The following is a 21,624-nucleotide window of genomic DNA, read 5'->3' as shown; positions in this document are numbered from 1 at the left end:
TTAACTTCTAGTTTAAAACTTCAACTATTTCTGTATTTTTTAGTCTATAAATAAGGCTGAAAAAATCATCACGGTTTAATTCCAACCTTCCTTTTACAACCACTTTCTTATTGACCAAATTTTGACGCTTTGGAGTATCCAACTCCATGACCGTTTCAGGCCCTGCATTTCCACAAAAAAAGCAATTGGCAAAAGCCATATAAGACAGTATACTTGTTCCATCATCGCTATCAACAGGTAATATATACCCGCTGATAGTGATCATAGAGCCATCAATCATTTCTACTTCTCCTCCAAAAATAGGTTCAGATACTTCAAAACCTAAAGTCTCATCCATGTAGGTTTTCATTTCCACATTACTGAGTGTTTTCCACACATTATTAGATGAATCTTGAGTCCATGGTGCGGAAGAAAAAAGTAAGAATAGAAGTGATGTGATGCTTATTAATTTCATATTATTCAGATAGTGCTTGTGAAATGTTTGTATTCGCGGCTTGTATTGCAGGCACAATAGATGCAATAAAACCAATACTCAATGTACCTAAGAAGAGGTATAACTCTTCAATTACAAATGATAGACCACTTATGTTTAAGGATTGTAGGGCATCTATAGAAGTGGATGAAACTGCAATAGTAGTATGACTAATTGCAATTCCAATGACAAACCCTAATAATGCACATAATAAACCTTCGGTCAATAATAAACCAAAAATATAACTTTGTTTAGTTCCTAATGATCTCATGTAAGCTAATTCATATTTTCTTTCTTTTAAAGAATTGTATAGAGAAATGAATATACTTAGTCCTGATACTACTATTATGGCTACTGCTAAATACTTTAATGCTAAAATAACATCCCCCACTAAACTTAATAATCTCGCAGTTTCATAAGCAGGACTTGCAGCTTGCATAGAAGTTTGTTCATTGATCATTCTTGGAAGAACAACAGCTCCCATTGGGTTTCTAAATTTAACGAGTAAAGTGGTAATCTCTTTTTCGGCCTCATCATGATCATGTCCTTCATGTTCTTCATGTTTGTGATCGTGTTCATCGTGACCATGCTCTTCATGTTCTTTATGTTTGTGACCGTGTTCATCGTGATCATGCTCTTCATGTTCTTCATGTTTATGAGCATGGTCATCATGATCATGCTCATTATGTTTTTTATGGCTTTTCTCTTGATCTTTTTTCTTATCTGAGAAATTACCATAATTTACTTTACTTGTAGGTGCATGTTGGTGAACATCCCAAATAGACTTTAGACTCGTCATTATCAAATTGTCAATGATCGTCCCGGTAGGCTTTAAAGTGCCCACTACAATAAAGAGTTCATCTTCATGGCTATGACCACCTTCATCCATACCATGTGAACTATGGAATTCATCTCCAATTTTCAAACCTAACTTTCTAGCCGCATTTGCACCAACAGTCACCTCAAAAGCTTTGTTTTCATTCCACATTCTCCCTTCTTGGATTTCAGCTTCATAAAGTGCTGTATATTCGTGCGTAGTACCAACAATTCTGTAGCCTTTATAATTATCTCCTAAAGATTGTGGAATTGCTTTATCAATAAGTGGATGCTTTTTTAACCGCATAGCATCTTTAAGTAAGATATTTCCCGTTGGATTATCTACTTGATAGATTGCACATAATATTAATTGTAGTGGGCTTCCTTTGGCTCCTACAACCATTCCTATCCCGGCTTTATTTTTTTCAAGTGTTTTTTGGAAATAATCTTGAGCTAAAAACAAAGTAGAAATAATACTTACACCAAAAGCAAATAATGTGAGATTTAGTGAAGTACTCAGTGGTTTATGCCATAGGTTTTTCCAGGCAAATTTGAATATATTCATGATTATTGGATACTTTTTAGCGTAAGGATATTGTCTTGGAATTCTTCTTTTAATCGGCTGTCATGAGTAACAATAACTAAGGAAGTATTTTCTTCAGTAGCCATTTCTTTCAACAATCGAATGACCTCAAAAGCGTGACCGTCATCTAAACTAGCGGTAGGTTCGTCAGCTAACAATAATGCAGGTTTATTAATTAATGCCATAGCCACAGAAAGACGTTGTTTTTCCCCTTCACTCATTTTTTGAGGAAGTCTATCCTTATGTTTTATGATGCCTAATTTGCTGAGTAATTGATCAATTCTACCTTTATCACTTTTTTTACCACTCGCTTGTTGAGCAAAAGCTAGGTTTTCAGAAACAGTAAGTGCTTGAGCAAAATGAGGCTTTTGGAAAATGATCCCAATATTTTGTCCTCTAAACTGATCCATCTCTTTACTTTTCAGCGTAGAAATATCTTTTTGATTGATGGAAATATGACCTTGTGTACAAGGTAATAACCCACCCAGTAAATGTAGTAATGTTGTTTTACCACAACCTGAAGGTCCTAGTATTAATAATTTATCACCTGAAGTCATCTCAAAATCCGGGAATGAGATTGTACTTCCTTTAGGATAAGTATATTGTAGATTTGTTGTTTGTATCATGTTTATATGCAATTGAGTCGCAAAAATACAAGAGAAAGATCTAAAATTGCATTTAAAAATAATTAATTCGAGAAAGTAATGTAGTTATTTATAGTTTTTTGAGGATTATAACAATCATAAGCTTCTCACCAAGTTCTTATGCTTACTTTTCTTCCCCTGAAATAGCTAAAGCTATAGTTGAAATTAAAGGTTTTAAGGGTAAATAGAGACTATTTTGAATCATTGGTCTTAACCTTTCATTTTCATTATTTTATTCTGAATTAGGAGAAGATTTAAATCTTAATGAAAGATAATTTATATAAAATTTCATATTTAATTGTGAATTTCATTCTTAATTCATAGTTTTATTGCGAAATGAGAAATTCAGTAGAAAATATCGTAAAGTCATGGTGGTGGCACTCAGTTAAATCAAATTGAGTGGCAGATGCGTATAGGCTTTATTTTAAAATATATATTGAAGGCTCGCTGTTCACTCAGTGAGCTTTTTTTGTGCCTTATTTTAAGGTAACAAAGAAAAAATTGGAATGAGTACCTAAAAAACAAAATTAATATACTACGTCATGTATCGATTTAATAACACACATGCACAACTACTGGCAGACACAGTGACACCAGTGAGCATCTATCTTAGAGTAAGAGATAGATTCGCAAATAGTTTATTATTAGAGAGTTCTGATTACCATGGAGCAGATAATAGTTATTCTTTTATTTGCTGTGAACCCATCGCAGAATTTTCAGTTCAGGATAAATTATTAAGAGTTCAATATCCTAATAAAGAAGAGGAAAAAAGAGAATTAGCAACACATGCTGATGCATTAAAAGAACTGTTAGTTTTTTCAAAATCTTTTGAATACGAACAAAAAGAAGATCAAAAATTCCCTTCTCATGGGTTATTCGGTTACATGACGTATGATGCGGTACAGTCTTTTGAGGAAATTACTTTTGATGATGATAAAACGGATACAGACATTCCTCAAATCAGATATCAAGCATTTAGATATGTGATTGCGATCAATCACTTCAAGAATGAGTTACATATTTTTGAGCACATTCCTGAAGGATCTGAGTCAGAAAGCAATATTGAAGAAATTAAGTCTCTGATTAAAAGTAAAAACTTCCCTGCTTACCACTTCTCTAGAACAGGTGAGGAGACAACAAACTTTACCGATGAGGAATTTTTGAAAGTGCTTAAAAGCGGAAAGGATCACTGTTTCAGAGGGGATGTATTCCAAATTGTACTTTCAAGAAGATACCAACAAGACTTCCAAGGAGACGAGTTCAATGTCTACAGAGCATTACGTTCTATCAACCCTTCTCCTTATTTATTCTATTTCGATTACGGTACGTACAAAATCTTTGGTTCTTCTCCAGAGGCTCAGATTATTGTAAAAGATAAAAAAGCAACGATTCACCCTATCGCAGGTACTTTCAAACGTACGGGTAATGATAAAGCTGATGCAGAAATTGCTCAAAAGCTTTATGATGATCCAAAAGAGAACTCAGAGCATGTAATGCTTGTTGATTTAGCGAGAAATGATTTGAGTAGAAATGGCGATAATGTAGAGGTTGAAGTATTCAAAGAAATTCAATATTACTCTCACTTGATTCATTTGGTTTCTAAAGTAAATGGTCAATTGTCTGAAGGAACTGATCCTTTAAGAGTGGTTGCTGATACTTTCCCTGCAGGAACACTTTCGGGGTCACCGAAATACAAAGCCATGGAGTTGATTGATAAATACGAAAATGTAAGAAGAAGCTTCTACGGTGGAGCAATTGGCTTTATGAGCTTTGAAGGTGACTTTAACCATGCTATCATGATTCGTTCATTCTTAAGTTTGGACAATCAATTACATTATCGAGCAGGTGCAGGTGTAGTGGCTCAATCTTCTGAAGAAAGTGAATTACAGGAGGTACATAATAAATTAGCAGCATTGCGTAAGGCAATGGATATGGCAGAAGAACTATAATACAGGGAAGAAAATTTGATGAAGGCAATGAAAATACTTGTTATAGATAATTATGATTCGTTTGTGTACAACCTAGTACATTACTTAAGGGAATTAGGGCAGACGGTAGATATATATAGAAATGATAAGATCACTTTGAAGGAAGTTGAGAAATATGATAAGATCCTTCTTTCTCCAGGTCCTGGTATTCCTTCGGAAGCGGGAATTATGCCTGAGGTGATTAAAGAATACGCGTCGTCTAAAAGTATTTTGGGCGTTTGTTTGGGACATCAAGCCATTGGTGAAGCTTTTGGAGCATCGTTGGAAAACAATTATCCTCTACATGGTGTACAGGATAACGCTCAAGTGGTCACGCCAGATGCGAGATTATTCCAAGGTTTACCCAATACTTTTAAAATTGGACATTATCATTCATGGGTGATTCAGTCTGACAGTTTAGCAGGAACACCTTTGAAAGTAACAGCTCGTGATGAAAATGGATTTGTGATGGCTGTTCAACATAAGGAATTTGATGTACAAGGTGTACAATTTCACCCAGAATCTGTATTGACAGAACACGGCATGGAAATTCTTAAAAACTGGATTCAAGGCTAACTAATAAAACAACCATGAAAAAGATATTAAACAGACTTTTTGAATACGGTTCTTTAACGGAACAAGAAGCAAAAGAAACGCTTACTAAATTGGCACAAGGGGAATTCAACCCTAGTCAGATTGCCGCTTTCTTGACAGTCTACTCTATGCGTAGTATTACGGTAGAAGAATTGACTGGTTTTAGAGATGCCATGTTGGAATTGTGCTTGAGAATTGATTTGGACGACTACGATGCGATGGACCTTTGCGGTACAGGTGGTGATGGTCAAGATACCTTCAATATCTCTACATTATCCTCTTTTATAGTGGCAGGTGCTGGTCAAAATGTGGCTAAGCACGGTAACAATGGTGTTTCATCAGTATGTGGATCATCGAACTTAATGGCTCACTTCGGGTATGATTTCACGAATGATATCGATACATTAAGACGTAATTTAGACGAGGCAGGGATCTGCTTTATTCATGCTCCATTGTTTCACCCAGCGATGAAAAATGTGGCTCCTATCCGTAGAGAATTAGGTGTAAAAACTTTCTTCAATATGTTGGGACCAATGGTAAATCCATCATTCCCGAAAAAGCAGATTGTGGGTGTATTCAGTTTAGAAATTGCTCGTTTGTATGGGTACTTATACCAACAAACTGATAAGCAATTTGCGATCCTTCACTCATTGGATGTGTATGATGAAATCTCATTGACTTCACCATTCAAAATCATCACAAAAGAAAGTGAGCGTCTATTAAAACCAGAGGATTTAGGTTTGCATTATCAAACAAAAGAATCACTTTTTGGTGGAGGAACCATTGCAGAGTCGGCAAAGATTTTCACTGATGTATTGGAAAACAAAGGTACACTTCCTCAAAAAGAAGCAGTACTCGCCAATGCCGGTGTAGCAATTGCGACAGGTAAAGGTTTAGCATTTGAAGAAGGAGTGGCCCAAGCCAAAGAATCATTGGAATCAGGTGCGGCACTGAATGCATTTAAGAAATTGATTAATTCATAAGGACTATTCGTCTAAATAATAATAGAGAAATGACAATTCTAGATAAAATTGTTGCTCATAAAAAGATTGAAGTAGCAGCAAGAAAAGAGTTATTAAGTGTTCAAGATTTAGAAGGAAGACCATTATTTGACAAAGAACCTGTTTCTGCCAAATCATGGATCACAAGTCCGAACAGATCTGGAATTATTGCCGAATTCAAAAGGCAGTCGCCTTCAAAAGGTTTAATCAACGGAACTGCCAAAGTTTCAGATGTAGCCGAAGGGTATTATAAAGCAGGTGCTTCTGCGATGTCCGTTTTAACGGATCAAGAATTTTTTGGTGGAACAGTGGACGATTTATTGGCGGCAAGATCTGTTTCTCCAGTGCCAATTATCAGAAAGGATTTTATCGTTGACGAATATCAAATCATTGAAGCAAAATCAATAGGTGCCGATTTTATTCTTTTGATTGCTTCTTGTTTGACTCCTGAAGAAAGTAAGCACTATGCTACTGTAGCAAGAAACTTAGGTTTGCAGATTCTTTTGGAAGTACATGATGAGCAAGAATTAGAAGCTCATGTTTGTGATAAAATGGACTTGATTGGGGTGAACAACAGAAACCTAAAGACTTTTGAAGTAAGTATTGAAACGTCAAAAAGGTTGGCTGAATTGATTCCAAATGAGTACGTAAAAGTATCAGAAAGCGGTATCAGTAATATTGAAAATATCAAAGAATTAAAGAAATACGGTTATCAAGGTTTCTTGATCGGTGAGAACTTCATGAAAACGGAAGATCCTGCCAAAGCAGCCATTGATTTTATGAAACAACTGTAATTCCGCATTAAAATATTTTCCATTTCTGCTTATCGGAATGAAAACGGATTCGATTGATTTGAGGGTAATAATCAAAGTTTCTGAAAAACTTTTCACGAGTACCCGAAACCTGATATTTACCTAAGACTTTGACGTCACTTTGTTTAATGTAAATTTCGGCAGGTGTGTTTTCAGTTCCGTAAACAATTACTTTCCCTGATTTATGGTGAATATCAATGGAATCCGCTTTGATTTCAATGGAGGGGTCAATAAAGTAAGCCTTTCCTCTTAGACACAATAAACGGTTTGGAGCATCTATGTAAGCATTATCAGCACTGTATTCTAGCGATCTTTCACGATCATAGAATTGTTGATTACAGCTTATGACAAGTAATATGAGACAAGAATAAAGTGCTGATTTTAGCATATTTCAATAAAAGAATTTATAAGCACAAAGATATCTAAATCTTGGCTATTTTCTTATTGAATTAAATCCAATCTATTGTCTTTGACCTTAAAGAGGAGGTTACTTTTAATGATAAATTCACCTTTTTTAGAGAGTTTATTTACTATTGAGCTAGAATTTGAAGAAAGAATATTGTTAGGGTTGGTGATTTGGATGGTGATCGGAGAATCTTTTGAACCGTGGATGAATAGGTTATTAGTTGAAAGATCTTGATCAATATGATCGCTTTTGATTATAAATTCTTCAAATGTGATGGAAACATTACCGATGAGGGCAAGATTATTCTTACCATAGTTAAGATTTGAAGAGTCTGATTCAGTAATTGGATATTTAGGTATTAGTGAATTAATATCTATTACTTCTTTTACTGGAACAATATCAGGGTTGACGAGTAAGTCTAGTTTGTAAGTGGAATCAAGATAAATAGGTTTTACATATTCAAAATTGAGATCGATAATCTTGATTGGATGTGCTTTTGAAGCATAAAAAGTAATGACTTCATCAAACTCATTATATTCAAGACTGTCATTTTCAATTAAAAAATGACTGATTTCAGTTTGGACATTTCCAATGTAGGAATAAATACCCGTTTTCTTATCAACAGAAGAATGGTCTGAAGTGAATTTAGGAGTTGAACTATCCTGAGCTGATACATAACATACAGGAATAAAAAATAATAGGATGAAGAAGTTTGCTAGAGTTTTCATTTTTAACAAAGTAAAAGTTATAAGTTTCGTATCATGAAAACAGACAAAGAGGAACATAATATCGTCAAATTGAAAGTCTGCGGAATGCGTGATAAGCAGAATATTTCTGATGTTTTAACATTGGAACCTGACTATTTAGGCTTTATTATGTATCCACCGTCAAGCAGATATATTGAAAGGGAAGACGTTTCTTTTTTAGAACAAAAATGGAACAGCTCAACCAAAAGGGTAGGAGTATTTGTGAATGAAACGGTTGAGAATATTCTTGCTTCAGCGAAGAAGTATCATTTTGATGTTATTCAATTACATGGAAGTGAATCTCCTGAAGAAGCCAAACAATTGAAAGAAGAAGGATTGGAAATCTTCAAGGTTTTTGGAATTAAAGATGAGTTTAATTTTTCTGCTTTGACTCCTTATGAACCTTACATTGATGCTTTCCTCTTTGATACAAAAAGTAAACAACACGGAGGGACAGGGCGAACATTTGATTGGGGAGTTTTAAAACAATACTCTTCCACAAAGCCTTTTTTCTTGAGTGGAGGTGTTTCTTTAGAAAACATAAAAGACCTTACTATTTTGGAAGATTTGCCCTTTAAAGGGCTAGATGTCAATAGTAAGTTTGAAATTGAGCCGGCAATGAAAGATATTGCAATGGTAACAGAATTAAGCGATTGGGTGAAATCTATCAACAATAAAAACAAATAATACGATGACATATCAAGAACCAGATCAGAATGGCTATTACGGCCAATTTGGAGGGGCATATATCCCAGAGATGCTTTATCCAAACGTGAAAGAATTGAAGGATAATTATGAGGCGATGATGGCCGATCCAAAATTTAAGGAAGAGTTTGATGGTTTATTAAAAGATTATGTTGGTAGACCTACTCCTTTGTATCACGCAAAGAAGCTTTCAGAAAAATATGGAGCAAAGATCTATTTGAAAAGAGAGGATTTGAACCATACTGGAGCGCACAAAGTGAACAATACAATTGGTCAGATTCTTTTAGCGAAAAGACTAAATAAAAAGAAAATCATTGCAGAGACAGGTGCTGGTCAACATGGTGTGGCAACTGCTACAGTTTGTGCATTGATGGGATTGGATTGTATCGTGTACATGGGCGAAATTGACATTGCTCGTCAACGTCCAAATGTAGAGCGTATGCGTTTGTTGGGTGCGGAAGTAATTCCTGCTACAAGTGGTTCGAAGACTTTGAAAGATGCGACAAACGAAGCGATGCGTCACTGGATCAACAATCCAAACGAAACACACTACATCATTGGTTCAGTTGTAGGGCCTCACCCTTACCCTGATATGGTGGCGAAATTCCAATCTGTTATTTCTGAGGAAATCAAGGAGCAATTAAAAGAGAAAGAGGGAAAAGAGAACCCTGATCATGTAATTGCTTGTGTTGGTGGAGGAAGTAACGCTGCGGGTGCATTCTATCATTATTTAAATGAATTGGATGTGAACCTTGTTGCGGTTGAAGCGGCAGGTCATGGTGTAGATTCTGGCGAATCAGCAGCAACTACTGCATTAGGGAAGCCAGGAGTATTGCATGGTAGTAAGACCATTTTGATGCAGACAGATGACGGTCAAGTAGTGGAGCCTTATTCTATTTCTGCGGGCTTGGATTACCCTGGTATTGGACCAATTCACGCTTTCTTGTTTGATTCAGGTAGAGCTCAGTTCAAGTATGTGACAGATGATGAAGCAATGAATGCAGGTGTAGAACTTTCTCGTTTGGAAGGTATAATTCCAGCTGTAGAATCAGCACACGCTTTTGCGGCATTAGCAAAAATGGATTTCAAGAAAGATGATGTAGTAGTCGTGAACCTTTCAGGTAGAGGTGATAAAGACTTGGAGACATACATCAAGTGGGGTAACTACTAGAAACGCCATTCTATAGATATTTATTAGGCTAGTATTCGATATGGGTACTAGCCTTTTTTGATTCTTTTTCGGAAAAAAATGATCTCATTACGGAAAGCATAATAGTAAAAGGTGCGTTTTAAATCCTTATTAAAACTAATCCATAATTACTAAATCAAAACCAAAATGAGAAAATCATTATTGTATTTTACCTTTTTACTGTTCATATCTTCTGCTGCAAATGCTCAACTGATTCCAGTAGAAATCGATCTTTCAAGAAAGAACCCTACCTATCCTTTTTTACCGAAGGATATGCCCTCAGTGATCAATGATCTGGATCAAATCAAGCTATCTTCACCTGTATCTGTACTGACTGAAAATGAAGATTACATCTATGGCACTATCAAGTTTATTCAAGGTGGAACGAATAACCTTATTACAGTGATTCATGTGAAAGATCAGCTTACTGGAGATAAAGTAAAATTGAAATTGGAGGACATTAAGTCTATAATTTTGACAGGAGAAAAAACAATTTCAGTAGAACAGCTTTCTGATCAGCATAAATCACTTAATTATGTTGGGGATAAAGATATTTCAGGAGTGAAAAAATTAGGTTTTGCTCAAAACCAAGTGACTTATTTTGAGAAAGTAAAGATCAAAAAAGGGAAGAAAGAAAAAGAAGTACTTTTACAAGCCGTAAACTATGAGTGTATGGGCTGTAATTATGTGACTTTATATTTTGACCCTCAATCAAAATCAACTCAAGTAAAGGTGAACCTTGATATTAAAGAGCAAGGTTATCGATATAAAGGTGCTGTGATGGAATTTGTTCCAAATGCTTATTATGTGAAAAATAATGGAACGAACGAAGTAATCCATATTTCACAAAAATCATATAAGCAGTCTAATGGAGAGTATGATTCATCGATTTATGAGGATGCAAAATTGGTTTCTAATTTAAAGAAAGGAAACGAGGCTTCTGTTAATAAATACAGTGAGCAAAACTGGGCATTCTTTTTATTGAATACCATCAATTATAACAATCAGTTAAATCTTCCTGTAGAAAGTAGATAGTAAAAGACTATTGAATCTGAAAAGTAAAATGTAGCTTTAAGCAGTAAATTCAAAGGTGGGATATTCAATCTCTACATTGGGTTTGCTGCTTTTTAATTTTAAAAATAAATAAGATGAAAATTTATTTTTCAGGCTCCATCAGAGGAGGAAGAGAAGATGCCAATTTATATTCCCAAATCATCGATGAATTAAAACAATATGGAGAAGTATTGACAGAACATATCGGTCAAATGGATCTCCAGGAGGAGGAAATTACGGACATCCAAATACACAATCAGGATATGGCGTGGTTGACTGCTTCAGACATTATTATTGCGGAAGTGACAGTGCCATCATTAGGTGTAGGGTATGAAATTGGTAGAGGTTTGGAAATGAAAAAGCCAATTTATTGTTTCCATAGAACCGAAAAGACTTCAGCGATGATTTCTGGTTGTGAAACGATCAACACTTATAAGTATACTGAATTAGAAGAGGTAAAGGGACTTTTTGAGAAAATATTCAAGGAGCTATAGCCCAATTTTGATGTATTTGTTAATAGAGCATGAAGTTTGTTGAGAGAAAAAACGTTCGAACTAATTTCTTGAAATTGTTCATGCTTTTAGATCGGGTTTTTTCTATATTGTGCTATTAGAAAACAGACAAAAGTAACTACAAGGTCGTTCTTGAGTAAATTTGGTTATTTTTATCTGACTATTTAATACTCTTAATTTTTATATATATCTACTACTAGAGATAGGATTACGAGCAATACAAAATTCAAAATTACATGGGAAAGCGACTTACTTTATTACTTTATTATCTCTTATCTTCATTGCTTGCGGTGGCTCAGTTGGCTCATACGAATCATAACACATTGTCTTCTAAAAAAGGTCAGGTATTGGAGTTTAAAGATCAAAAACAATTACTTTCTCCAAGATTAGGATTCGGTTATGCAAATGATGCTAGTTATATCTATATGACTTCTGGAGTAACAGAAGATAAAGAGTTTAAAAATACAATAGAGCGTTACAACCCAAAAGATAATACCTGGGAAGTGCTTTCGAAGAAGATGACTCCTTTGCAGTATTCTTCTCTTTCTTTAAATTCAGATAAGCTGTATATCATTGGTGGAGTGACGAAAACGGGTAAAGTGAACTCGAAGGTGATTATCTATGATTTGAAGACAGGTAAGTTTTCAAAAGGAATGGAACAGTCTACACCTACAGCAAGTTGTGGATCTGCTGTTTGGGGAGGTCAAATTTATATTTTTGGTGGAGCTTACGATAAAACGTTTTATTCAAAAGTATTGAAAAGGTACGACCCTAAAACCAATACTTGGGAAAAGTTGGCAAATATGCCAGAAAAGAAAAGTACAAAAGGTGAGATCATCGATGGAAAACTTTATACTATTGGTGGTTATAATGGGGAAAAGGCATCCAATAGCGTAGACGTTTATGATATTTCTACCGATAAATGGGGACACGTATTTGATTTACCCGTTGAAGTGTCAGCACACGCGACAGCGGTAATTGATGGTAAAATATGGATTGTTGGAAATTATAATGAAGAAAGTTACCTAGCTTCTATTGATCCAATTAATAAGATATACATTGAATACAATTCAAACATGAAAGTGAGCCGTCATGGTGGTTGTGCTTATATCAATAATGAATTATACATTTTTGGTGGTATTACATCTACGACAGGAAAGACATTGAATAGTGTTCAGAAACTAGAAATGTAATTTCTAAAGAGCATTTTAACAGGAGGTCAATGGAGTAATAATACTTGGTTGACCTTTTTTCTTTTTGGCTGTCAACTATTTAAAAATGGCCTCAGAGTAAGTCTGCTTGAATATGTTTTTTAATTAAAAGGAACTAATAATTAATTAGATACAATCAATATTCTGAAACAATTCGGAGGACTTTTTGATTATATTAGGTATATTATTTATTGATGAAACGTATTGTATTATAAAGCAGACCAATTTCAATCATGCGAAAGACTATCTATTTAATTATCCTTTGGTTTATCTATAAGGTGTTTTTAAGCCCTTATAACAGATCATCAAAAGTATTGATCAGGTTTAACTCTAAATTTTAATCTAAAAAAAGCACAGATCACTTTACTGATCTGTGCTTTTTATATTTTGGAATGAACCTTTACTGTCTCAAACTACTTTCAAATGTAGTTGAACTAATACTCCAAACTGCTTTTACTTTACGTTCTTTCATGGAAAGCCCTCTAGTATTTGTATTGATGCTGTTCAGAAGGTTAACCAACGGATCTCCTCCCACTCCAGATCTTGTAGAGCGGACACCATTTATATTAAATAATTGTTCTGGATTCGGAATAGCTTCCTCTGAGGCCAAAACAAACATTTTATCCACCCCTGTTCCTTCAACGGTGAATTCAATATAATTGCCTTCTAAATCTACAGGGACGACATCTTTTTCATATCCTTGAAGAATATTATCCGATTTATTGTCTGAGAAATCAAAAGGTAATAATAATTGCATTTCGCCGTCATCATCAATCATAAATACATACAAGAACATGTTTCTCTTTTTCCAACGAGCAAATAAGGCAGGGTCTTTTTTGAAAGCTAAACGCATGTTTTGTCCTTCGTAAATTTTTCCTCCATCAATGATACTTCCGTTATCCAAATCTTGAAGACATAGTTTGTATGGAAATGCCATGCTAGCAGGAGATCGAAGTGTCATCCACTTTTTTAAAGCTCCAATTTTTTGAGCTTGATCAGTCAAATTGAATTTGAAAGATTGGCTATTTACATTTACAGGGTCGGCATAAGTAGGAAGAGTTCTTGTCTCTTCACTTTGAGCATTGGCAGATTGTAAAGTCCAAGCATACTTTAATTTTCCATCTTCATAGAATCCTCCTAAAATGTAAGAAGCTTCAATACTACTTTTTGATAATTTGGTAGCAGATTCTCCAAATTCATCATCGAGCATTTTGTACTTACCGCTTGACAAAGGAAGGTTGACGAAGAGTTTAACATTGCTGTTTCCCTCACATGTTAATCCAGTTACAGCTTTCTTTACAACAGCGGGAGTAGGATTAGGAATCACTTTTTGTTGCCCGCATGTATTAGAAACAACCCATTGAGCAGTACTTTCATTAAAAGCCAATGTGTGGGTACCTACTTCCCATGGTTTTATGATTTTAAAAGAAGATGAATTTAGTGATTGTAGGTCGTGCCCAATACTCGTGATTTGAATATCGCTCAACGAGCTTTTTGAAGCATATACTACGAGGTTAGGATGATTGGCATGTGCCCATACTTTTACTTCAAAAGCATCACCTTCTTTGATACTGCTCAAACTTCCGCTTGTAACTTTGGCATAAGAACCTGTCATACCATCGAGAGATGAAATTTCAAGTTCAATTCCTTTATCGTTTTTAAGCGTTGTTCCTTTGTTGATTTTTAGGGCAGCACCACCTAATAATTTTATTTCTCCTGAAGAAGAATTTACTTTCTCGACAAATAGAAGTGGATTATCAGAACTAGAAACGTTCTCACCGAATAAAGCCTTATTCATACGGTCTTCTTGTCCTTCGAAAGTAGGGGTTTGTACTTTACCGTTGAATCGTAATAAAGAACGGATTCTTTTTTCTAATGTAGCTACATTTTCAACAGAAGGAGAAGCATTTATAGCTTGTAGAAATGCATCCGTAAAGGCACCTTGAGGAAGCCCTTCTGTGTTGACGGTTTCAGAGGCCGTTTCATTATTTTGAGCGGCAGAAATAATTAATGCACCTCTTGTAGCAGGAGGAATAGTTTTAGGTACTGAAGTTTTGATATCAGGGAACTTGTGATTCAAACTTCTTGTAGCAGGCGTTTCTGCTGTAATGGCATTTCTACTGACCGAACCACTATGACAACTGTCAAAAATAGCAGTAACCATTGCTTTTTTATTGGTTAAAGAAAGCAAAAAGGCATTAAGTTCTGTGTCAAGAATATAATTCTGTTTTCCTTTGTAAGCATCAGAAGGAACAATACATTCTTGTGTTTTATCGGCTTCAAAGTGTCGACTGTTTTCTACTTGAGAACCGTGTCCTGCGTAATAGAAGAAGACGATGTCGTTTGCTTTTGTGTTATCTTGAAGCCATTTGAACGCTTCTTTTAGTCCTTTAGTAGTAGTTTCTTCAGGGGTGTCTAATACTTTGATAACATCAAACTGATATTTACATTTTAAGACATTAGACATTGCGTTAGCATCCCTAACGGCACCATTAAGGTTTCTCCAGGTAAGTGTTTCTCCAGTGGGAGTGTCTGGTACATATTTGTCAATGCCAATCACAAGTGCAATTTTTTTAGCACTAGCATCTTGCAATAAAAAAGTGATGGCAATGAATACGAGTAAAATTGTTTTTTTCATAAAAAAAAGGAATACAACAGAATAAGTATTGTTTGTACTATTTATCAAAAATACTAAATAATATAACAAGGCTGAGTATTAAATCATTGTAAAAACAAATGTAAATCACTTATTTTATTGAAATATTTTATTAAATGACTATATTTGCTTGTAATATTTTCAATAAAACACGATTATCTTTTACGGATATATCAATGTGATGCGAGAACGAAAAGAAGAAGTAAGATGATCTATTATAGCACTAAACGACAAGCGGAAGAGGCGAGTTTAAAGAAAGCACTCTTCAAAGGGTTACCAGAAGACAATGGTCTTTACATGCCTGAGACAATTGCGAAGTTACCTCAAGAATTCTTTGACAATATTGAGAATCTATCATTCCAAGATATTGCTTTTGAAGTAACCAATACTTTATTGGGTGGAGATGTACCTTCAGAAGAAATTCGCAAGATTGTAGATGATGCCGTTAACTTTGACGCACCAATAGTGAAAGTAGTAGATCAAATTTACGCACTTGAATTATTCCATGGTCCTACTTTAGCATTCAAAGATTTTGGAGCAAGATTTATGGCTCGTCTAATGTCATATTTCTTAGACAAAGGAGAAAATCTACATATTTTAGTAGCAACATCAGGTGATACCGGTAGTGCTGTGGCACAAGGTTTCTTTGGTGTGGAAGGTATTCAAGTAACTATTCTTTACCCTAAAGGAAAAGTAAGTCCTATTCAAGAACAACAGTTGACGACCAATGGTGGTAATATTAAAGCTGTTGAGATTGAAGGTACTTTCGATGATTGCCAACGTTTGGTAAAAGAAGCGTTCCTTGATAAAGAATTAAGTGAAGCATTAAATCTTACTTCAGCGAACTCTATCAACATTAGTCGTTTGATTCCTCAATCATTCTACTACTTCAATGCCTTTGCTCAATTGAAGAGAGAAGGATTTAAGAAAGTAGTATTCTGTACGCCAAGTGGTAACTTCGGTAACCTTTGTGGTGGATTGATCGCGAACCGAATGGGATTGAAAGTAGAAAACTTTATTGCAGCGACAAACTCTAACAAAGTTGTTCCTGTTTACTTGAAAACGGAAGTTTTCCAGCCAAAGACTTCAATTTCAACAATTTCAAATGCCATGGATGTTGGAAACCCTTCTAACTTCCCACGTTTATTGGAGTTGACAGGTAATTCTTACGAGAAATTGACAAAGAGAATTACAGGTGCTTGGTACAGCGATGACGACACTGAAGCAACAATGAAAGAGGTGTATGATCAAACACAATATGTAATGTGTCCTCATACGGCTATTGCATACAAAGCATTGAAAGAGTATATGGATGAGAATGAACTAGGTAAAAAGACAGCAGGTGTTTTCTTATCTACAGCACATCCAGTGAAATTCGTAGAGATTGTTGAGCCAGTGATCAACAAGAAAATCGAAATTCCTCAACGTCTACAAGAAATCATTGACAGACCAAAAGAGGCAACGTTAATGCCAGCTAGTTTCAAGCAGTTCAAAAAATATTTATTGAACGAAACTGAACTTGTGAAGAGTTAATCAGAAGAATACCTCATATTCTTCTTCTAAATATATCAGGTGAAAAGTAGTTATTTCAATTACTTTTCACCTTTTTTGTTTTAGTACCAGAACCCCTAATCCTTATTTTTTTACCAAAATGCTTGTTGAAATTACGAACAGAGATGAGTGGCTTCAGACCATTGCTAAATCTTTAAAAGCAGACCTTACAGAAGGTGCTGATAGCTTTACTTTTGATAATGAAATAGGTAAAGGAAGGTTTAGTAGTTATAATGTAGAAGATGGAATACAGGTGCGTAGTATTAATTTTACATTGAACGAAGAAATTCTTTTTAAAGAGCAAGCAAGAAAAAATAAACAAACTCTTATCATTAGTTTTTCTTTTCAAGGTTTTCCAGAAGGGACCGTTTTTGTAGAACATCCGCAAGAAGTCTTAGGAGAAGAGAAGCAGGTATTAATCTATTCTGATAACTCAACAATGATTGGTCGCTTTCCGGTCAGTAAGCCTAGGATGTTTATTGAAATCCATATAGGGCTTGATTGGCTGAAACGTAACTATAAAGATTTTATTGATAAATATCCTAACGTAGATGTAGGACTTACAACGAATAGATCTTATTTGGCTCGCCAATCTTATACATTGAAACATCAAAAATCTCTAGAGGAGTTGATGTTTACAGAGTATCCTGATGAGATCAAAACTCCTGTCTATAAAGGTTTAGTATTAATCATTGTCGCAGATATATTAAATCAATTGCAAGCCTCAACGGAAGTAATTAAAAAATTTACTTTTTCAAGAGAAGTTCAAATGGAGTTGGATGACTTGGAAGAATATATCAAGAGTAACTTAGATAAAGAAATAACGATTGAGATGCTTTGTAAAAAGATAGGTTACTCTAAGACAAAACTTCACAATTTGTTTAAGTCCTATTTTAAATATTCGATGTATGATTACATAAAATACTTGAGGCTATCTAAAGCAAAGTCGCTCTTATTAACAACAAACTTGCCTATTTCTGAGATTTCAATTCAAGTAGGGTATCAATCTATCCCTCATTTTACAAACAGATTTAAAAAAGAATTTGGTGTCACTCCTGTTCAGTTTAGAAAGGGTTATAATTCTGATATACTTTGATTTTTACCTCTTAAGGCTGTAATGGTAAGGGAAAACCTCTATTTGTCTCTCTTTGAACTACAAATTTTCTTCATCTTCCTATCTGATTTCAATTCCATTTTACTCACCTTCGAGCTGTTTTCGGTGATAATTATCATTAATAAGTTTGTTTAAGTGTGAACAATTTTGAAATGAACAATCGCATAATTATAAATGGATTTTCAAATAATTAATTTGTTAAACCATAAACTATATTTGACGTATCAATTAAATAAGTTACACGTTTTCAAAGAGTTGTTTTAAACCATAATTTACACTTATAATCGATTAACATCATGAGATAATTGAACGATTGTGTAGAAATGATCACGTTGTCTTTGATGGATTATCAATTCTAAAAACCATTAAAAAGTACCTCCTAAACAGCGGGAAGGTACACAAATAGATACCTAATAAAATATTAACTGAGATGAAGAAGAAAATTACCTTTTCGTTTTTATTCCTGATGTATGTACTGGTAACAATGCCTACTTCTGCGTTTGCTATGATAAGCCCTGATAAAGTAAATGCTTTTGCTGATATTATGGCTTGGGTAGTAATCAGTGTTGTTCCTGTAGTTGGAGCGATTGTATTCTGGAAGATTCACGTTATTCCTGAGCAAATCGCCAAAAAGAGAAATCATCCTCAAGCAGATTCAATTCACATCATGTGTTTACTTTCATTGGTTATGGGAGGTATGTTATGGCCTATCGCATTGATTTGGGCTTATTCTAATCCATATCAAATTCATGTCACTGAAAAGCAAGCCTTTGGTGAGAATTCAGATACAGAGGAATCTGAAGAAATTAAAAAAACAGACGTAGCCTAATCAAAGCCTAATCTTCAAAACTTTATAAAATCAATAATCATGGTAGATTTAATATTAATTGTTTATTGTCTTATTGTATGGTTGGTATTTATCAAATTCAAATTACTAGCCTGGAACACCACTTCAAAAATCATAGTTTTCATTATTCCTGTAATCGGGGTTTCTTTCCTGATCTTGGCAATGAACGTACTAATGCCTTCATCAGATGATGTAAGAGTTTATAATAAAACCGTTCAAATCAAAGCCAATGTTCGTGGTCGTGTACAAGATGTTTTAGTACAAGAAAACTCAAGAGTTAATAAGGGAGATACTTTATTTGTCATTGAACAAGCTCCTTTCTTGGCTCAAATTGAAGGATTAAATGCTTCTATTAAAAAAGCAGAAGCATCAGTAAGTGTACAGTATAAAAATGTTGATGCATTAAGAGCTAGCAGAAGAGCAGTAGAAGCTCAGTTGGATTTACAAAGAACACGTGAACGTCAATTCCAAGAGTTGGTTGATGCCAATGCTGGTAATAAATTTGACTTAGAACAAGCTCAAAATAATGTAAAGCAATTAGAAGCTCAATTGGCTCAAATTAAAGCTCAAGAGGCTTCGATTTTGGCTAACATCACTGCGGAATACAACGGTCAGCAAGTATCTGTTGCAGAGTTGGAAGCGAAGTTGGAACAAGCAAAATGGAACTTGGAACAAACAGTAGTAAAAGCACCAATTGATGCTACTGTAGTCAATTTACAATTACGTCCGGGTGCAATGGCTCTTCCTCTTACAGACTTAATGTCATTGGTAGAAGGTCGTCAAAATATCATTGCTTCATTCGATCAAAATGAATTGCATAAAATTCAAGAAGGTAACGAGGTCGATTTAACGTTCGTTACTCGTCCGGGTGAGATTATTCCTGCTAAAGTAGAGTCGGTAGTTTGGGCATCGAGTAGAGGTCAGTTATTACCAAGTGGTAGAGTACCGGAGATCGATCAGAATTTACAGAAAAGAGGAAAGTATTTGGTGAAATTTTCTACGGAAGAGGATTATAACATTCCAATGGGTGCCAACGGGTCTGTAGCAGTTTATACTTCTACAATGCAACCTTTCTATGTAGTACGTAAAGTGATGATTCGTCTTTCAGCGAAAGTGAACTACTTGATCTTGAAAGCGCACTAAAACCAGACTTTCATTATGCATTTATATCAAAAAATAATCATCTCACTAGGTGCCTCAATGGTACTTAGTGGATGTCTTAATCTCAAAGACGCTCCCACTTCTGATGAGATCAAGGAAGATAACCAAGCATTGGAAAATATGCAGATTCCAAATGATTGGGTATTTGAAGAAATAGACTCTGCGGATATTGATTTGAGTTGGGCAAAAGAATGGGAGACAGCCGAACTAGATTCAATTATAGCAGAAGGGTACCGTTTTAATGCGGATATTAATATTGCAGCATCAAGAATTGAGCAAGCTAATTCAGCATTGAAAATTGCCAATTCAAGACTGTTGCCTATGTTTGGTGCTGGTGCACAAAACGGTTACAATTTTAATGGGGGTAATCAGACTATTGGCTACGGAATGGTCAATATGTCATGGGAAGTGGACCTTTGGGGGAAACTTCGCTATGCTAAGAAAGGAACTGAAACAATGATCTATTCTGCTGAATATGGGAAGCAGAAGCTAGAGCAAGTTTTAGCAGCCACAATCGCAAAAGCATGGTATACTTCTGTCTTCATTAATCAACAAAAAGAATTGCTCAATCAGGCTATTGAAGCGACCAATGAAATGGCTGTATTGAATGAAGCTAGATTGAAAATTGGTGTAGCAAAAGAGTCGGACGTATTGCAGATGAATGCTCAGGAAGCCAAGTTTAAAGAGACTTTAGTAAAACTGGAGCAAATCGAAAAAGATACGAAAAGATCGATTGAGCTGTTAATCGGTAGATACCCAAAGGGAGAAATTGAAGTTGCTTCAACACTTCCTGTATTGACAACGGAAGTACCTGAAAATTTACCAATGAGTATGTTGGAAAACCGCCCCGACATCATGATTAGTCAATATGCAGTCCAAAGTGCTTTCTATAATACAGAAGTAGCGAAGGCAGCACGTTGGCCAAAAGTGAGTTTAAACTCCTCTTTTGGGGCGGTGAACTCCACAACTCAGGCATTATTTGGTTTATCAAACCCATTGGTGACTATTGGAGGTAACTTAGTGACGCCAATCTTCACATGGGGTGCGATCAAATCGAATATTGAAATTCAAAATGAAGCACAAAAACAAGCTGTTTTATATTATGCAAAATCGTACTTAACAGCGTTAAGCGAAGTTGAGACAAGTTTGAATGGTATTAATGCAGTGGAAGGAAGGTTTACGCAATCTACAATTGCATTGGAAAACCTAGAACGTACTTACCAATTGTCAGAAATGCAGTATAAAATTGGTAATGAAAATATGTTTACCCTATTACAGAAGCAGATACAACTATTGAACGAAGCGACAAATCAGTTGAACTTGAAGTACGAAAAGATTTCTCAAAGGATCAATCTTTATCTTGCTCTAGGTGGTGATTACATAGCGAAAAATTAATAGGATGAATAATTTGTAGTGCACTTTTGTGTATTGAACTCCGTATCAATTGATGCGGAGTTTTTTTGTATAAAAACATTCTTTTACCGTTGCAGTGTAATGTATTTTGTATTCATTTGTTTATACACTGTTATTTTTATGCTTTTTCTGCTGTTTTATTATGTAATAATTATACTTTTTCTTGTTTTT

20 protein-coding genes are annotated in these 21,624 nt (G+C 35.0%); 14 read left to right on the top strand and 6 right to left on the bottom strand.

Translation table 11 applies throughout. The annotated features are described in order from the left end of the window. Positions 1 to 7: 7 nt before the first annotated feature. From PL77_RS23115 to PL77_RS23105, 3 genes are read right to left on the bottom strand one after another with little or no spacing between them, the layout of a single operon-like run. A complete protein-coding gene (locus tag PL77_RS23115; RefSeq protein WP_052444665.1) occupies positions 8 to 454 on the bottom strand; it encodes a hypothetical protein in 447 nt (148 codons plus the stop codon). Position 455: 1 nt separating this feature from the next. Further along, complete coding sequence (locus tag PL77_RS23110; RefSeq protein ID WP_044210790.1) at positions 456 to 1,853, bottom strand: ABC transporter permease; 1,398 nt, start codon at positions 1,851 to 1,853, stop codon at positions 456 to 458. A 2-nt stretch (positions 1,854 to 1,855) separates the two neighbouring features. Beyond that, positions 1,856 to 2,497, bottom strand: a complete 642-nt coding sequence (locus PL77_RS23105; protein WP_044210789.1) for an ABC transporter ATP-binding protein — start codon at positions 2,495 to 2,497, stop codon at positions 1,856 to 1,858. Between the two features lie 560 nt (positions 2,498 to 3,057). On the opposite strand from PL77_RS23105, the gene PL77_RS23100 reads away from it, so the two are divergent. Genes PL77_RS23100 through trpC form a run of 4 tightly spaced genes read left to right on the top strand, consistent with a single transcriptional unit; the run spans position 3,058 to position 6,871 of the window. Beyond that, entirely contained in the window at positions 3,058 to 4,464 is a 1,407-nt protein-coding gene (locus PL77_RS23100) for an anthranilate synthase component I family protein (protein WP_044210788.1), read from the top strand. Positions 4,465 to 4,491: 27 nt separating this feature from the next. Next, positions 4,492 to 5,058, top strand: coding sequence for an aminodeoxychorismate/anthranilate synthase component II (locus tag PL77_RS23095; protein ID WP_044210812.1), 567 nt, complete (start codon positions 4,492 to 4,494; stop codon positions 5,056 to 5,058). Between the two features lie 14 nt (positions 5,059 to 5,072). Beyond that, positions 5,073 to 6,059 carry an anthranilate phosphoribosyltransferase gene (trpD, locus tag PL77_RS23090; protein ID WP_044210786.1) on the top strand — a complete coding sequence of 329 codons (987 nt, stop codon included), beginning with the start codon at positions 5,073 to 5,075 and terminating at the stop codon, positions 6,057 to 6,059. A 29-nt stretch (positions 6,060 to 6,088) separates the two neighbouring features. Then, positions 6,089 to 6,871, top strand: coding sequence for an indole-3-glycerol phosphate synthase TrpC (trpC, locus tag PL77_RS23085; RefSeq protein WP_044210785.1), 783 nt, complete (start codon positions 6,089 to 6,091; stop codon positions 6,869 to 6,871). Positions 6,872 to 6,878: 7 nt separating this feature from the next. Here the strand turns inward: trpC and PL77_RS23080 are convergent, their stop codons facing one another. Beyond that, the gene (locus tag PL77_RS23080; protein WP_044210783.1) at positions 6,879 to 7,277 is read right to left on the bottom strand and encodes a hypothetical protein; all 399 of its coding nucleotides are present in this window, start codon (positions 7,275 to 7,277) and stop codon (positions 6,879 to 6,881) included. 53 nt (positions 7,278 to 7,330) lie between these two features. Further along, on the bottom strand, positions 7,331 to 8,023 hold the full coding sequence (locus PL77_RS23075; protein ID WP_156152503.1) for a hypothetical protein: 693 nt from the start codon (positions 8,021 to 8,023) through the stop codon (positions 7,331 to 7,333). 33 nt (positions 8,024 to 8,056) lie between these two features. Between PL77_RS23075 and PL77_RS23070 the strand changes: the two genes are divergently transcribed. The 5 genes from PL77_RS23070 (at position 8,057) to PL77_RS23050 (ending at position 12,693) form a co-directional block, all read left to right on the top strand. Further along, entirely contained in the window at positions 8,057 to 8,728 is a 672-nt protein-coding gene (locus PL77_RS23070; protein WP_044210779.1) for a phosphoribosylanthranilate isomerase, read from the top strand. A gap of 4 nt (positions 8,729 to 8,732) precedes the next feature. Further along, on the top strand, positions 8,733 to 9,917 hold the full coding sequence (gene trpB, locus PL77_RS23065) for a tryptophan synthase subunit beta (RefSeq protein ID WP_044210777.1): 1,185 nt from the start codon (positions 8,733 to 8,735) through the stop codon (positions 9,915 to 9,917). A 165-nt stretch (positions 9,918 to 10,082) separates the two neighbouring features. Continuing rightward, positions 10,083 to 10,970 carry a hypothetical protein gene (locus PL77_RS23060; RefSeq protein ID WP_044210775.1) on the top strand — a complete coding sequence of 296 codons (888 nt, stop codon included), beginning with the start codon at positions 10,083 to 10,085 and terminating at the stop codon, positions 10,968 to 10,970. 113 nt (positions 10,971 to 11,083) lie between these two features. Then, positions 11,084 to 11,482, top strand: coding sequence for a nucleoside 2-deoxyribosyltransferase (locus tag PL77_RS23055; RefSeq protein WP_044210773.1), 399 nt, complete (start codon positions 11,084 to 11,086; stop codon positions 11,480 to 11,482). A 254-nt stretch (positions 11,483 to 11,736) separates the two neighbouring features. Next, the gene (locus PL77_RS23050) at positions 11,737 to 12,693 is read left to right on the top strand and encodes a kelch repeat-containing protein (protein ID WP_044210772.1); all 957 of its coding nucleotides are present in this window, start codon (positions 11,737 to 11,739) and stop codon (positions 12,691 to 12,693) included. A gap of 418 nt (positions 12,694 to 13,111) precedes the next feature. Here PL77_RS23050 and PL77_RS23045 read toward each other — a convergent pair whose 3' ends face one another. After that, positions 13,112 to 15,349, bottom strand: a complete 2,238-nt coding sequence (locus PL77_RS23045; RefSeq protein ID WP_044210770.1) for a caspase family protein — start codon at positions 15,347 to 15,349, stop codon at positions 13,112 to 13,114. 225 nt (positions 15,350 to 15,574) lie between these two features. On the opposite strand from PL77_RS23045, the gene thrC reads away from it, so the two are divergent. From thrC to PL77_RS23020, 5 genes are all read left to right on the top strand, one after another. Further along, entirely contained in the window at positions 15,575 to 16,900 is a 1,326-nt protein-coding gene (gene thrC, locus PL77_RS23040; protein WP_044210768.1) for a threonine synthase, read from the top strand. 118 nt (positions 16,901 to 17,018) lie between these two features. Further along, on the top strand, positions 17,019 to 18,014 hold the full coding sequence (locus PL77_RS30955; RefSeq protein WP_052444664.1) for an AraC family transcriptional regulator: 996 nt from the start codon (positions 17,019 to 17,021) through the stop codon (positions 18,012 to 18,014). A gap of 448 nt (positions 18,015 to 18,462) precedes the next feature. Then, positions 18,463 to 18,861 carry a DUF3302 domain-containing protein gene (locus tag PL77_RS23030; protein WP_082026695.1) on the top strand — a complete coding sequence of 133 codons (399 nt, stop codon included), beginning with the start codon at positions 18,463 to 18,465 and terminating at the stop codon, positions 18,859 to 18,861. Between the two features lie 39 nt (positions 18,862 to 18,900). After that, positions 18,901 to 20,022 carry an HlyD family secretion protein gene (locus tag PL77_RS23025; protein ID WP_044210764.1) on the top strand — a complete coding sequence of 374 codons (1,122 nt, stop codon included), beginning with the start codon at positions 18,901 to 18,903 and terminating at the stop codon, positions 20,020 to 20,022. Between the two features lie 15 nt (positions 20,023 to 20,037). Continuing rightward, the gene (locus tag PL77_RS23020; RefSeq protein ID WP_044210762.1) at positions 20,038 to 21,435 is read left to right on the top strand and encodes a TolC family protein; all 1,398 of its coding nucleotides are present in this window, start codon (positions 20,038 to 20,040) and stop codon (positions 21,433 to 21,435) included. Positions 21,436 to 21,624: the final 189 nt, after the last annotated feature.

Source organism: Flammeovirga sp. OC4, assembly GCF_000812565.1.
Classification (GTDB): domain Bacteria; phylum Bacteroidota; class Bacteroidia; order Cytophagales; family Flammeovirgaceae; genus Flammeovirga.
This window is presented reverse-complemented; position numbering and strand designations above follow the sequence as displayed.